12 protein-coding genes are annotated in these 14,213 nt (G+C 61.5%); 9 read left to right on the top strand and 3 right to left on the bottom strand.

What is annotated here, in order from left to right; all coding sequences use genetic code 11:
• Position 1: 1 nt before the first annotated feature.
• From moaB to ACRZ95_RS14435, 3 genes are all read left to right on the top strand, one after another.
• Complete coding sequence (gene moaB / locus ACRZ95_RS14425) at positions 2 to 544, top strand: molybdenum cofactor biosynthesis protein B (RefSeq protein ID WP_170678659.1); 543 nt, start codon at positions 2 to 4, stop codon at positions 542 to 544.
• Between the two features lie 107 nt (positions 545 to 651).
• Positions 652 to 2,100: an RND family efflux transporter gene (locus ACRZ95_RS14430; RefSeq protein ID WP_170678661.1), complete on the top strand. Its 1,449-nt coding sequence runs from the start codon at positions 652 to 654 to the stop codon at positions 2,098 to 2,100.
• 5 nt (positions 2,101 to 2,105) lie between these two features.
• Positions 2,106 to 5,507: an efflux RND transporter permease subunit gene (locus ACRZ95_RS14435; protein ID WP_170678662.1), complete on the top strand. Its 3,402-nt coding sequence runs from the start codon at positions 2,106 to 2,108 to the stop codon at positions 5,505 to 5,507.
• On the opposite strand, the gene ACRZ95_RS14440 is transcribed toward ACRZ95_RS14435, so the two are convergent.
• The gene (locus ACRZ95_RS14440; RefSeq protein ID WP_170639865.1) at positions 5,504 to 5,923 is read right to left on the bottom strand and encodes an NUDIX hydrolase; all 420 of its coding nucleotides are present in this window, start codon (positions 5,921 to 5,923) and stop codon (positions 5,504 to 5,506) included. The two genes, ACRZ95_RS14435 and ACRZ95_RS14440, sit on opposite strands and share 4 nt — an antisense overlap.
• A 4-nt stretch (positions 5,924 to 5,927) precedes the next feature.
• A complete protein-coding gene (locus ACRZ95_RS14445) occupies positions 5,928 to 6,740 on the bottom strand; it encodes a protein-disulfide reductase DsbD domain-containing protein (RefSeq protein ID WP_170678664.1) in 813 nt (270 codons plus the stop codon).
• 145 nt (positions 6,741 to 6,885) lie between these two features.
• Between ACRZ95_RS14445 and ACRZ95_RS14450 the strand changes: the two genes are divergently transcribed.
• Positions 6,886 to 7,440 (top strand): YqgE/AlgH family protein, encoded by a 555-nt coding sequence (locus tag ACRZ95_RS14450; protein ID WP_170678666.1) that lies wholly within the window; start codon positions 6,886 to 6,888, stop codon positions 7,438 to 7,440.
• Here the strand turns inward: ACRZ95_RS14450 and ACRZ95_RS14455 are convergent, their stop codons facing one another.
• The gene (locus tag ACRZ95_RS14455; protein ID WP_170678668.1) at positions 7,441 to 8,388 is read right to left on the bottom strand and encodes an L-threonylcarbamoyladenylate synthase; all 948 of its coding nucleotides are present in this window, start codon (positions 8,386 to 8,388) and stop codon (positions 7,441 to 7,443) included.
• A gap of 129 nt (positions 8,389 to 8,517) precedes the next feature.
• Between ACRZ95_RS14455 and ACRZ95_RS14460 the strand changes: the two genes are divergently transcribed.
• Genes ACRZ95_RS14460 through ACRZ95_RS14480 form a run of 5 tightly spaced genes read left to right on the top strand, consistent with a single transcriptional unit; the run spans position 8,518 to position 14,164 of the window.
• Positions 8,518 to 10,221 (top strand): acyl-CoA dehydrogenase, encoded by a 1,704-nt coding sequence (locus ACRZ95_RS14460; RefSeq protein ID WP_170678670.1) that lies wholly within the window; start codon positions 8,518 to 8,520, stop codon positions 10,219 to 10,221.
• Complete coding sequence (locus ACRZ95_RS14465; protein WP_170678961.1) at positions 10,221 to 11,267, top strand: MBL fold metallo-hydrolase; 1,047 nt, start codon at positions 10,221 to 10,223, stop codon at positions 11,265 to 11,267. Before ACRZ95_RS14460 ends, ACRZ95_RS14465 begins: the two co-directional genes overlap by 1 nt.
• A 3-nt stretch (positions 11,268 to 11,270) precedes the next feature.
• Complete coding sequence (locus tag ACRZ95_RS14470; protein ID WP_170379083.1) at positions 11,271 to 11,723, top strand: DUF6173 family protein; 453 nt, start codon at positions 11,271 to 11,273, stop codon at positions 11,721 to 11,723.
• A 55-nt stretch (positions 11,724 to 11,778) separates the two neighbouring features.
• On the top strand, positions 11,779 to 13,617 hold the full coding sequence (locus ACRZ95_RS14475; RefSeq protein WP_170678672.1) for a glycerophosphodiester phosphodiesterase: 1,839 nt from the start codon (positions 11,779 to 11,781) through the stop codon (positions 13,615 to 13,617).
• Positions 13,604 to 14,164, top strand: a complete 561-nt coding sequence (locus ACRZ95_RS14480; protein WP_170678674.1) for a hypothetical protein — start codon at positions 13,604 to 13,606, stop codon at positions 14,162 to 14,164. Before ACRZ95_RS14475 ends, ACRZ95_RS14480 begins: the two co-directional genes overlap by 14 nt.
• The last annotated feature ends 49 nt before the right edge of the window (positions 14,165 to 14,213 follow it).

Genomic DNA, 14,213 nt, shown 5'->3' on the forward strand with positions numbered 1-14,213 from the left:
GATGTCACGTATCGACGAAACGATCGACTTTATCCCGATCCGCATCGCGGTTCTGACCGTCTCGGATACGCGCTCGGTTGATGAGGATCGTTCGGGCCAGACATTGGTGGACCGCATCGAAAAGGCGGGGCACGTGGTGGCGGATCGCAAGATCATCCGGGACGAGCGCGCCCAGATCGCCGATCAACTGCGCGCCTGGGTTGCGGATACCGGAATCGACGTGGTGATCTCGACGGGTGGCACCGGGCTGACCGGGCGGGACGTTACGGTCGAGGCGCATCGCGACGTCTATGAAAAAGAGATCGACGCTTTCGGGACTGTATTCACCATCATCTCAATGGAGAAAATCGGAACTTCGGCGGTTCAGTCGCGCGCTACGGGTGGCGTGGCGGGCGGCACCTACCTGTTTGCGCTTCCGGGCAGCCCCGGTGCCTGCAAGGACGCTTGGGACGGTATCCTCGAGAAACAGCTCGATTATCGCCACCGCCCCTGCAATTTCGTGGAAATAATGCCCAGATTGGACGAACATCTGCGACGGAAGTAGACTGGTCGCACGTTCAACACCTTATAACCGCTTTGTGGCTTGGCATATTTCCTGCCTCCGCTACATTTTCCGCAGGGCAGCTCATTTGCAACCGGGATGAATAGAAGATGCGATTCTTAAGGCAGAGTCTGGTCGGTGTGTTTCTTGCGTCGCTGACGCTGGCCTTGCTGTTTGTTGCCGTTCAGATCGTCACTGGTGCCGTGCAAGAGGTCCTGACCCGCGAGAATGAACAACCCCAAGCGCGCGAGCGGGTCTTTGCGGTGACTGTTCGCCCGGCTGTTTTTGAGACCGTCACGCCCAATCTCGAAGCCTTCGGCGAAGTGCAAAGCCGCCGGCGTCTGGAGTTACGCGCAGCGCTGGGTGGTCGCGTAATCTCATTGGCGGATGATTTCGAAGATGGCGGCACCGTTACCACAGGTGAGGTCTTGGTTGAACTTGACCCGGCGGATGCGCAATCGGCGCTGGATCGTGCCAAGTCGGACGTTCTGGATGCCCAGTTCGAAGAACGCGACGCCGAACGGTCTTTGCTGTTGGCGCAGGATGAATTGAAATCGGCCGAGGCGCAGGCCGAGCTACGTGAGAGGGCACTGCAGCGTCAGCGCGATCTCGAATCTCGTGGCGTGGGAGCAACCGCCAGCGTCGAAGAGGCCGAATTGACCGCCGCCGCCGCTCAGCAATCCGTACTGGCACGTCGCATAGCGCTGGCGCAGGCGGAATCGCGGGTGGATCAGGCCACGACCCTGCTGGCCCGCGCGCGGATCGCGCAGGAAGCGGCCGAGCGGGATCTGGAGGACATGACCATCCGCGCCCGGTTCGGAGGCACACTGACAGATGTCACGCTGGTCGAAGGGCGCCTGGTTTCAGCAAATGAGAAGCTAGCCGAATTGGTGGATCCCAACGCGTTGGAGGTGGCCTTCCGCGTTTCAACCGCGCAATTCGTGCGTTTGTTGGACGAAGACGGAGAGTTGATCAGCGCACCAGTCACCATTTCGCTTGAGGTCACGGGAACCGACCTGACCGCTACGGGCCGGATCAGCCGCGACAGCGGCTCGGCGGGTGAGGGGCAGACCGGGCGGTTGATCTATGCGCGGCTCGAGGATGCCTCCGGGTTCAAACCCGGCGATTTCGTGACCGTGACGGTGCAGGAGCAGCCCCTTGAGCAGGTCGTGCGCCTGCCTTCCTCGGTTCTGGATGCCGCCGGAACCGTTCTGGTGCTGGGTGCGGATGATCGCCTAGAAGCCCTGCCTGTACAACTGATCCGCCGTCAGGGCGATGAGGTTCTGCTGCGCGGCGAAGGGCTGGAAGGGCGCGAGGTCGTCGTAGGCCGCACCCCTCTGCTGGGGTCCGGGGTTCGCGTGCGCCCCCTGCGCGCCGAGGCCAGTGCCGATCCCGATCTGGTGGAATTGACCGATGCGAAACGGGCCGAACTGATCACCCATGTCGAGGCCAGCGAGGATATGCCCGAGGCCGAGAAAACACGCATGCTCGGTCAGTTGGAAGAGGCGAAAGTTCCGGCCTCGCTGGTGCGCCGTATTGAAAACCGGGCCGGGGGCTAAACGCCATGATGCGCGAAATTCCCAGCGCTGCCGGAGGTATCCTGAGCTATTTCACCCGCCACAAAACTGTGGCCAACCTTCTGTTGCTGGTGATGCTGGTTCTGGGGGCGGCGGCCATTCCGAATATGCGTGCACAGTTCTTTCCGGATGTGGTTCTGGAACGAGTCGACGTGAATGTCGAATGGGAAGGGGCCGGTCCCGAAGATGTCGACAATGGCATCGTCCAACTGCTCGAACCTGAATTGCTGGCGGTCGAAGGCGTGGCAAGCACCACGGCGACCTCTCGTGAAGGCTCTGCCAGTATCCGGCTGGAGTTCGAGCCGAACTGGGACATGTCCCGCGCCGTTGAGGAGGTGCGCACCGCCGTCGACAGCGTCACCAATCTGCCCGAAGATGCCGAAGAGCCCACGATCCGACGGGGGGCCTGGCGCGATCGGGTGACAGATGTTGTCGTCACCGGCCCGGTTGATCCGGACCAACTGGCCAAGTTCACCGATGAGCTGATCAACCGCCTGTTTGCCGCTGGCGTGACCCGGACAACGATCCGCGGTCTGGCCGCCCCGCGTGTGGTGGTTGAGGTGCCCACAGCGCAGCTGATTGCCAATGATGTGGCTTTGGCCGACATCGCCTCGGCTATTTCGGCTGAGGTCAATGCCAGCCCAGCGGGGGACGTGACGGGCGCCAACGCGCGCATCCGGACCGGCGCAGAAAAGCGTACGCCGGAAGAGATCGAGACCATCGCTCTGAGGACCTTTGCGGACGGATCGAAACTGTTTGTCGGCGACGTGGCGCAGATCCGGGTGGAAGGGGTCAATCGCAACCGCAGTTACTTTGTCGGCGACAACCCGGCCATGTCGGTACGGGTGGACCGGTCCAATCTGGGGGATGCCATCGCGATCCAGCACACGGTCGAGGATGTGGTGAGCGAGATGCAGGCCAGCCTGCCCGAAGGTGTCTCGGTCGAGATGATCCGTACCCGCGCGCAGGCCATTACCGACCGTCTGGATATTCTGATCGACAACGGTCTGGTCGGCCTTGGCCTTGTCGTGTGTCTGCTGTTCCTGTTCCTGAACGCACGCATTGCTTTCTGGGTTGCGGCGGGTATTCCGGTTGCGATGTCGGCAGCGATTGCGCTGATGTATATCGGTGGTTTGTCGCTGAACATGGTGTCTCTGTTCGGTCTGATCATCACGCTTGGGATCGTGGTGGATGACGCAATCGTTGTGGGCGAACACGCCGATTTCCGAGCCCGCCGATTGGGGGAGCCGCCTATCGTGGCCGCCGAACGCGCCGCCCGCCGGATGGCCATGCCGGTTTTTGCCGCCACGATCACCACCGTGATCGCCTTTTTCGGCCTGACCCTTGTGGGTGGCCGGTTCGGAGAGTTGATCCGTGATATCCCCTTTACGGTGATCGCGGTGCTAGCGGCCTCACTCATCGAATGCTTCCTGATCCTGCCGAACCACATGTCCCACGCCATTGCACATTCGGCCAAGGAACACTGGTATGACCTGCCCAACCGGGTGGTGAACCGGGGCTTCCGTTGGGTGCGGGACACTCTGTTTCGCCCCTTTATCGGCTGGGTCATCTGGGCGCGCTATGTCGTGGTTGCACTGATGCTGGTGATCCTGGCGACGCAGGCTGCCCTGTTCATTCGCGGCGATGTGAACTGGCGGTTTTTCAACGCGCCCGAGCGTGGCTCGGTCACCGGCAATTTCATCATGGCCGAAGGGGCAACCCGCGCCGACACGATTGCCATGATGCGCGAATTGCAGCGCGCCACCGAAGAGTTGGGTCAGATCTACGAGGACCGCCACGGGCGCAATCCTCTGGAATATGTTCTGGCCGAGGTTGGCGGCAGTGCGGGGTTCGGTCTGTCCGCGGCCGAGGGCAAGGATGACGATCTGCTGGGCGGTATCTCGATCGAGCTGATCGACGCCGACCTGCGCCCCTATTCCAGCTTCGAATTTGTGGGCGAGTTACAGGATTTCGTCCCTCGCCATCCCAAGGTTGAGCTGCTGAGCTTCAGGGGTTGGCGTTCGGGTCCCGGAGGGGACGCGATTGATGTGCAGTTCTACGGCGCGGATGTAGACACGCTGAAAGCCGCCTCTGAGGACTTGCAGACCGAATTGTCAAAATACCCCGAGGTCTCGGCGCTTGAGGACAATCTGGCCTATGACAAAGAGGAATACATCCTCGACCTGACGGCACAGGGTCAGGCGCTGGGCTTCCGCATCGAAACGCTGGGCCGCGTGCTGCGCAACCGGTTGAACGGGATCGAGGCCGCGACCTTCCCCGACGGCCCCCGCAGCGCTGAAATCCGCGTGGAACTGCCCGAGGGCGAGCTGACCGCCGATTTCCTGGAACGCACCCTCATGCGCACGCCAGACGGGGTCTATGTCCCGCTGGCCGACATCGTCTCGGTTGAGCGTAAATCAGGCTTTTCGACCGTCCGGCGCGAGAACGGGCTGCGGGTGATTTCGGTGAATGGCGACATCTCCGAGGATGACCCCGCCCGCGCTGCCGAAATCGGGCGCGCAATGAACGAAGAGATACTGCCGCGCATTGCGGGCGAATATCAGGTCGACTGGCGCATGGCGGGCTTGAGCGAACAAGAGGACGAGTTCCTGTCCGAGGCGCGCACCGGTCTGATTCTGTGCCTGACCGGCATCTATCTTGTTCTGGCTTGGGTGTTTGCCAGCTGGTCGCGGCCTCTGGTGGTGATGTCGATCATTCCGTTTGGCTTGGTGGGCGCGATCTGGGGGCACTACATTTGGGACGTGCCGCTAAGCATGTTCACCGTTGTCGGGCTGTTGGGTATGACGGGCATTATCGTCAACGACTCGATTGTCCTTGTGACCACGATTGACGGCTATCAGCAGGAGAGGGGGTTGGTGCCCTCGATCATCGAAGGCACAGCCGACCGGTTGCGTCCTGTGATGCTGACCACGCTGACGACGGTGCTGGGGCTAACGCCACTGCTTTATGAGGGCTCGCAACAGGCGCAGTTCCTCAAGCCGACTGTGATCACGCTGGTTTATGGGCTGGGCTTCGGAATGGTCTTGGTGCTGGTACTGGTGCCCGCTCTGCTGGCGATCCTGAACGATTTCGCGCGTCCAATGACCGCGATGCGTCGGGCGATCTATGCGCGGGACCGTGTGGTGCAGGCCGCCCTTGGCGCGACCGCTTTGGCGCTGTTGCTCTGGTTCGGCGTGACGCTGGTCTGGCCAATGGTTTCAGGTGCGCCTTTAGACCCATTGGTTGGTCTGTACGGAGGCGCAGAGGCCCCCGAGATTCTGCGCATGGGGCTAGGGGCGTTTGTAGCCGGAGCGATCCCCATCGTGATCCTGAGCGTACTGCTGTCCGGGATGTTCTATGCCAGGTTCAAAAACCGGGCCGGGGCCTAGTGTGCCTTTAGCGCAAGCTGCAAAAGGCTGGCCACACGGTTGCTCATCGGCAGGTCGCCTTTGAGGATCTGCTCGATAGGAAACCATTGCGCGTCCAGCGCGTCATCCCCTGCCAAGGGCGTACCCGATTGATAACGGCAAGCCACCCCGACCAGCAAATAGTGCGACAAGACCTGCCCATCCGTATCCCTACGCAGCAGATCTAGATTGTCCAGATAATGCAGCGGTTCAGCCGCGACCGATGTTTCCTCAAGCAATTCCCGTTCTGCGGCCTGAAGGACGGTTTCACCCCATTCCACATGGCCGCCGGGAAACCCCCACAGGCCTCGATCCGGTTCCTTGCTGCGTTGCACTAGCAGAACGTTTTCCTGATGCAGGACAACGGCCAGCGCACCGATCTTGGGGGATTGCGTCATAGGGTCAGCCTGCAGAGCATCCCTGAATGTCCACAGCGTGGTTGGCGCCCAGAACCGTGATCCGAATCTCGGACCGATCCAGCGCAAAAGGTGCGCCCGAGGCGCTGATCACCTCGGATCGGGCAATCAGTGTGGCACCCTGCCGCTGCGTTTCGGGTTGCGAGGCCCAAAGGACCGGGTTCCCCGGCTCGATCACCGCAACCTCTTGCCCGCCGGCCGAAGGCATGGTCACCCGCGCCTCGATCTGCATACCGTCCGAGGTTGGGGTCAGATGGCAGCTGGCCTTTGCCACACGCGCTTCGCGGGCCGAGTAGGGGCGTTGCGCCAAAGCGGCTGCGATTGCGGGGTTGCGACCTGCATCAGAGTCAACCTTGTGGTCGAAATCTAGACGCTGCGGGATGCAAACGTCCTTGCACACCCCCAGATCCATCTCACCCCGCAGGCGCACAGGTTTGGCGGGGTTCTTTGGGGTAATCTCGACCGGCAGTACCAGTTGATCCTCGTAGCCGATGGATTTCAGGCCGTTCTGGTCGAAAATCTCCGGCGCGGGCCAGGTGATACGCACATCGCCCACGTTTCCGGACCCGCTCCAATCGAATTGCGGCGGGATCCCGGCGTCGCCCGGCGCGCGCCAATAGGTCTTCCAACCCTCTTTCAGGGTCAGACGTAGCGCGCCCAGATAGGTCCCATTGGCCGTGCGTCCTCCGTCCAGAACATCCAGCGCTACAACCCCGTCCAAACCCTGCGCCGAGGCGGGTGCGGACAGGCCCAGACAGGCGATCAGAAGGGCAACCGAGGATTTCATACGAGTCATCATACCCTATTACATGCGCCGTGCGGACCTGAAATCCAAGTCACGTTCGGGTCACCTTTGTGAAATCTGCTGAAATCAGCTTTGCTCCCTTGCCAATACCAGTGCCACAGGGTCATTGTTGAGGGGTAACGAGCAAGAGAAACCTCGCATGGACCTGACCGGAAAACTGTTGATTGCGATGCCGGGGATGGGCGATCCGCGCTTTGATCACTCGGTCGTGTATATCTGCAGCTACGGCGACGATGGCGCGATGGGGTTGATCATCAACAAACCCTCTGATCTGCGGTTCAAAACCCTGCTGGGGCAGCTCAACATCCCGTGTCGCATTCCCATCATAGGTGAGCGTCTGGTGCATTTCGGAGGCCCGGTCGAGATGTCGCGGGGCTTTGTACTGCATAGCTCCGACTATGATGCCAACCTGCACTCGATGCAGATTTCGGAAGACTTCAGCATGACGGCCACGCTCGATGTGTTAGAGGATATGGCCGCGGGGCGTGGCCCGCTGAACGCGATGCTGACGCTGGGCTATTCCGGCTGGGGGCCCGGCCAGCTGGAGGATGAGATCGCTATGAATGGCTGGCTGACGGCGGATGCATCCTCGGAGTTGGTGTTCGATGTGCCCGATGAAGACAAATGGGAAAAGGCCCTTGCCACGCTGGGTGTCGACCCGCTGACCCTATCGGCCAGCGCTGGCCGTGCCTAGCTAACTGTCGCGCGGCGCGGCGGCGCGGCGTAGACGGTCATTGATCGCAGCCCCCAGCCCATGATCGGGGATCGGTGAGACGGCGATCGGACGCCCGGTTTCATTCAGGCTGTGTAGCGCGGCGAACAGATTGGCCGCAGCCTCGGTCAGATTGCTTGTTTCGGACAGGTTCATGTCACAGGTGACCGGGCCGAAGCCTAACAAAACCTCATCCCCCTGCACAATCTCAGCATTCAGTCGGACAGGCGCATCTGGCGCGTAGTGCGATTGCAACTGCCCCGGAGCGGTCAGTATATCCCCCGCTTTGTGCAGGTGAAGGCGGGTGTTCAGGACGGTCTCGATCTGTTCCAGCGCGACGCCTCCGGGGCGCAGCAGACTGGGCTCTCCGACCAGTCCGACGATGGTGGATTCCAACCCGACACCGCAGGGGCCGTCATCCAGAACGGCGGCGATCCGACCACCCAAGCCCGCATGCACATGGGCCGCTGTTGTCGGGCTGATCTGACCCGAGGGATTGGCCGAGGGTGCCGCAACCGGTCCGTCAACAGCCGCCAACAAAGCGCGCGCCGTAGGATGCGCGGGAACGCGCACCGCCAGAGTATCCAACCCTGCAGTAACCAGCGTCGACACCCCGTGCCCCGGCTTCAGCGGCAAAACCAAGGTCAGCGGACCGGGCCAGAACGCATTCGCCAAACGCTCGGCCTGATCCGACCATTGTACAAACCGCTGTGCCGCCTCGACCGAGGCGACATGGGCGATCAGCGGGTTGAAACTGGGCCGTCCCTTGGCCTCGTAGATCCCGGCCACGGCCTCACCGTTTCGGGCATCACCTCCCAGGCCATAGACCGTCTCGGTCGGGAAGGCGACCAGCAGGCCCTGACGCAACAGATCAGCGGCCCGGGCAATACCTTTGGGGTCAGCTGTCAGCTCAAGAGTGGTGGGGATCATATCTGGTGACGCCGCGTTTTGGTTGCTTGCAACATGGGGAAGAGTAGGTAATCCCAATACGCAAAGATGCATACCGGCGCTGATCGCAGATTCCAAGTGCGGCCGTGCCGACAGACCGCAAGGGAAGCCATGCCATACCGCGCCCCAGTTTCTGACTATGAATTCCTGTTCCGCCATGTGGTGGGTCTCGATCAGATCACGGCTACCGAGAGATTCGCTGACGCAACCCCGGATGTGGTCAGCGCGATCCTTACCGAAGCGGGAAAGATGTGCGAAGAGGTTCTTGCCCCGCTGCAACGCCCCGGTGATCTGGAACCCGCGCGTTTGGAAAACGGCGTCGTGCGCACCTCACCCGGATACTCGGACGGTTGGAAAGCCATCGCCGAAGGCGGGTGGATCGGGATGAGCGGCAGCCCCGATTATGGCGGCATGGGTCTGCCCATGGCCGTCACGTCGGCGGTCAATGAGATGATGAGCGCGGCCTGCCTGTCGCTGCAGGTGGCCCCCTTGATGTCGCAGGGTCAGATCGAAGCGCTTGAGGCGCATGCCAGTGACGCGCTCAAGGCGCTGTACCTGCCCAAGCTGATGTCTGGCGCCTATTCGGGCACGATGAACCTAACCGAGCCGCAGGCCGGGTCAGATGTAGGTGCTTTGACGACACGGGCAGAGCCCAATGGTGACGGCACTTATGCGGTCACCGGGCAGAAGATCTATATCTCCTGGGGCGACAATGATTTCTGCGAGAATATCTGCCACCTGGTTCTGGCCCGTCTGCCCGACGCGGTTCCGGGCACCAAGGGGATTTCGCTGTTTCTGGTGCCGAAATACCTGCCCGACGCACAGGGCAATCCCGGCGCGGCCAATGACCTGAGCGTCGTGTCTCTGGAACACAAGTTGGGCCTCCATGGCTCTCCGACCTGCGTCATGCAGTATGATGGGGCCACAGGTTGGCTGGTCGGGCAAGAGCATGGCGGTATGGCAGCCATGTTCACCATGATGAACAACGCACGTCTGGGTGTCGGCGGTGAGGGTGTCGGCGTCGCCGAGGGCGCGTATCAGCACGCGCTGGCCTATGCTATGGAGCGGAAACAGGGCAAGACGCCCTCGGGCACGATCATCGACCATGCGGACGTGCGCCGGATGCTGACCGAAATGCGGGCGGATGTATTTGCGGCGCGAGCAATCATGCTGGCGAATGCCGCAGCGATTGATATGGCGCACGCGACCGGAGATACCGACTGGGCCGCACGAGCTGCTCTACTGACCCCGATTGGCAAGGCCTTTGGCACCCAGACCGGGATGCGCGTCGCCGAGACCGGTGTACAGGTTCATGGCGGCATGGGCTTCGTCGAAGAAACAGGGGCGGCGCAGTATTACCGCGATGTCCGCGTTACCGCGATTTATGAGGGAACAAACGGCATCCAAGCAATGGATTTGGTCGCCCGCAAGATGATGGATGGCGGAGACGCCGCCGCCAGCTTGCTCGATGAGATCGAAGATCATGCCGAACAGGCCCGCTCCAAGATGCCCGATCTTGCCGGTCCGGTGTGGGAGGCCACGGAATCCCTGCGCGAAGCGACCGAATGGATGGTGGCGCAGGACAATATGAACGCGCGCTTTGCCGGTGCAGCGGCCTATTCGCGCGCTTTTGCACGGGTCTTGGGCGGACACTACCATTTGGCCGCAGCCTTGGCCGATCCGGACGGCCCGCGGGCGCGACTGGCGCGCTTTTACATCAATGCCTTGCTGCCCGAATATCTCGGTCTGCTGGCGCAGGCGCAGAATGGGGCGGATGACCTCTTTGCTCTCAGCGCCGAGGATCTGGGCGCGTGATGGACGGCGTGGAGCCTTCGGGCATCAGATACCCGTGGCCTGAGCCGCCCGCCCCCGGTGAAGCAACCGAGATAGCCGAGGGCGTGTTGTGGATGCGCCTACCCCTGCCGATGGCGCTGGACCATGTGAATGTATACGCGCTGGACGACGGCGACGGGTGGACGGTGATTGATACCGGGATGTCCTCGAACAAAACCCGTCGCATCTGGGCTGAGTTGATGTCGGGCCCTCTGGCCGGAAAGCCCATTCGTCGCGCTGTTGTCACCCATCACCACCCCGACCACGTGGGCAATGCCGGCTGGTTTCAGGCCGAGCATGGGGTCGAGCTGGTGACAAGCCGCACCGCTTGGCTGTTTTCGCGGATGCTGACACTGGACGTGCAGGAGAACTGGCCGCAAGAGACGCTGGATTTCTATCAGAGCGCGGGTATGGACCCTGCGTTTCTGGAAAAGCGCAAGGCCGATCGTCCCTTCAACTTTGCCGATACGGTTTATCCCATGCCCCTTGGTTTCACGCGGGTCAAACAGGGCGACGTGATCCACATCGGCGGGCGCGACTGGGATGTGCATACGGGCAATGGTCACGCACCCGAACACGTAACACTCTGGAGCCGCGATGATCATTTGGTGCTGAGTGGCGATCAGATCCTTGGCTCAATCAGTCCCAATCTGGGCGTCTATGCGACCGAACCCATGGCCGACCCGGTCTCAGACTGGATCGAGGCCTGCGAACGGCTGCAAAAGCTGGCCCGCCCGGATCATCTGGTTCTGGGTGGCCACAAGCTGCCCTTTACCGGTCTGCCGCTGCGCATGCGGCAGCTGATCGAGAACCATCACGGCGCGTTGGAGCGTCTGCTGGAATATCTGGACCAACCCAAAGCCGCCGCAGAGTGCTTTGCCCCGCTCTTCAAGCGTACCATTCGTGAAGGCGAATACGGGCTGGCTCTGGTCGAAGCGGTTGCACATATGAACCATCTTCATCACAGTGGAGCTGTTACCCGGACGCGACGCGCGGACGGGGCGTGGACGTTTCAGCGCAAAGGGTGATGCATGCAGGACAAGATCGAAACCTCGGCCGAGGCTGCTGAAGCGGATGCACTGCCGCGGTGCTATGAGGTTCACGCGGATTCCGAGGCCGAGTCCGGCACCCAACCCCTGCCGGGGCAGTTGAAAAAACCTGTTGAAACCAAAAGTGCCGCGCAATGGGCATATGAGCGTCTAATCCTCTATATCCAGAACTTCGAGAAAACACTGGATGGCGATCACGAGGTCGCAATGGGTTTCACCGGAGGTGACGCGGGTGTGATGCGGATTCAGGGGATGGGCTATTTCGACCCAGATATCATCACGTTCTTCGGCTCGGACGGAACGGGCGCGCGAACGCAGCTGGTGCAGCATGTCAGCCAGTTGAACGTGATGCTGCGCGCCTTGCCCAAATCGGTCGAGGACAAGCCCGCCAACCGCATCGGGTTCCGTCTGGCTGCGGATCTCGAAGACAGCTGACTTGCAATTCATGCCTGCACACCCTTGAATGCATGCATCATTCAAGGGTGTTTACATGTCCATTTTTTCAACCGTTACAAATGCCTATTCCGGCGCCTGGGCAAGACGCAGGGTCTTTGTGCCCATCTATCTTGCGGTACGGCTGCTGCTGATCGCACTGGTCGCGCCCGGTGTCGCTCTGGCGGTCAATCTGGCGGTTTCGCTGTCCGATCAGACTGCGCTGACGGATCAGGATATCGCGGCCTTCATCCTTTCGCCCGCCGGTTTCATCGCGGCCATCGTGGTGCTGAGCCTTTTTCTATTGGCCGAGGTGTTTGTCTTTGCGGTCATGGCAGCCTCTCTGCGGATGGGAGAGGCTGATCCGTGGCGCGCAGGCAGTGCGGCGATCGGCTTGGTCCTGTCGCGCCTGCCGTCGCTTTTTGGCTTTGCGGCCCGGTTTATTCTGCGGGTTCTGCTGTTGGCGCTGCCGTTTCTGGCGGTCGCGGCGTTGATCGCATGGTGGACGCTGACCGAATACGACATCAACTACTACCTGACCTTCCACCCGCCCGCCTTTATGGTGGCTGTGGCCCTGATCGGCGCAGTGGCTCTGGCCATGGCTTGGGTGCTGATCCGCAAGCTGTCGGGCTGGGCTCTGTCACTTCATCTGGTGCTGTTTGAAAACGTCCACCCGGCGCATGTGTTCAATATCAGCACGTCCCGGATGGAGGGCAAACGCGGGCGCTTGAAACTGGCCTTGGTCGCATGGCTGGCGATGCGCCTTGCGATTGCAGCGGCGATTGCATGGGTGGCCGGGCTTTTGTTTGGACTGGTGCCGTTGCAAGGCAGCAGTAACCTAAAATTGGCGCTGACCTATAGCCTCGCGATTGCAGGGCTGTGGTCTCTGGCCGGGCTGGTGCTGGCCGCCTCTGCGCTGGGCGCATTGGCGGTTCTGCTGGACAAGTTCTTTGAACCTCAGACGGATGAGCCGCCCCATCCCGCGCCGCGCCGCATGCAGGCCTCGCTGTTCACAGCGGTCGGGCTGGCGGCAGCTGCTCTTCTGCTGGGTGGCTGGTTCGGCCACAATCTGCTGGAACGCGTTCAAGCCGAGGATCATGCCGATGTTATTGGCCACCGGGGGGCTGCGGCGCTGCGGCCCGAAAACACCATGGCCTCCGTTCTTAAAGCGATCGAAGATGGTGCGGATTGGGTTGAGATCGACGTTCAGGAGACAGCCGATGGTGTTGTTATCGTGGCCCATGACAGTGACTTCATGAAACTGGCCGGGGTCCCGACCAAGATCTGGGACGCCACGATGGAGGATGTGGAATCCACCGACATCGGCAGCTGGTTTGGCCCTGAATATGCCGACCAACGCACCCCAACCCTGCGTGAGGTGCTGGAGGCGACAAAAGGCAAATCCAAAGTCATTATCGAGCTGAAATATTACGGCCACGACGTTGACCTGGAAAACCGGGTCGCCGCGTTGGTCGAAGAGTTCGAAATGCAGGACGACATCGCCACCATGTCGCTCAAATATCCGGCCGTGCAAAAGATGAAGGCGCTGCGCCCGGATTGGCGCGCGGGTGTGCTGGCTGCGACGGCAGTGGGCAACCTGGCGGGGCTGGAAGGCGATTTTGTTGCTGTGAACGCGGCAACCGTGTCTCCGGGACTGATCCGCTCGGTACACGCGGCGGGCAAGGAGATCTATGTCTGGACGGTGAACGACCCGCTGCAGATGTCGGCAATGGCCTCGATGGGGGTGGATGGGTTGATCACGGACCGCCCGGCCATGGCGCGCGAGGTTCTGCGCGTCCGCGCTGAGATGGGCCCGGCGGAACGCGTGCTACTTTGGCTGGCCACAACTTTCGGCATGACCGTCGATACCGAGGCGATGCGCGATGACAGCCCGTAATCTGGCGCTGGGTCTGTTTCTGCTGGCCAGCCCGGCCACGTCTCAAGACCTGATGCGCGCGGTCGAGATGCCCTCTCACCGCGCCATGATTGCACAACGCGGCCACGCCGAGCTGATCCCGTTCGAAACTGATGGATGCTCGGGCGGCTTGTCGGCCAGCTGGCGCTGGGTGGCCGATACGTTCCCTCAGATCGGTGAGTTGTATCAGGAACACCCGCCTTGGGAGTATTGCTGCGTGACCCATGACCGCGCCTATCACAACGCCGGTGGCGCGCAGACGGCCGCTGAAAGCTATGATGCACGCCTTGCTGCCGATCAGGCTTTGCAGGTCTGTGTCGAAACCCATGGCGAGACCCACGCGCAGGCCTATGCGGAACGCTATGACATGACGCCCGAGCAGATCCGCTCGGTCCATTCGCTGACCTCGGACGCCCTCTACGGCGCGGTCCGATTCGGTGGCGGCCCCTGCAGCGGACTGCCGTGGCGCTGGGGATTTGGCTATCCGGGGTGTTTTGTGTTGGGTGACAGGACCCCTGCGCTGGAATGACGTGGTGACAGGCCCGAAAATTTCGATTATCCAGCGGATAAACACGCGA

This window comes from Ruegeria sp. AI3 (assembly GCF_056541245.1).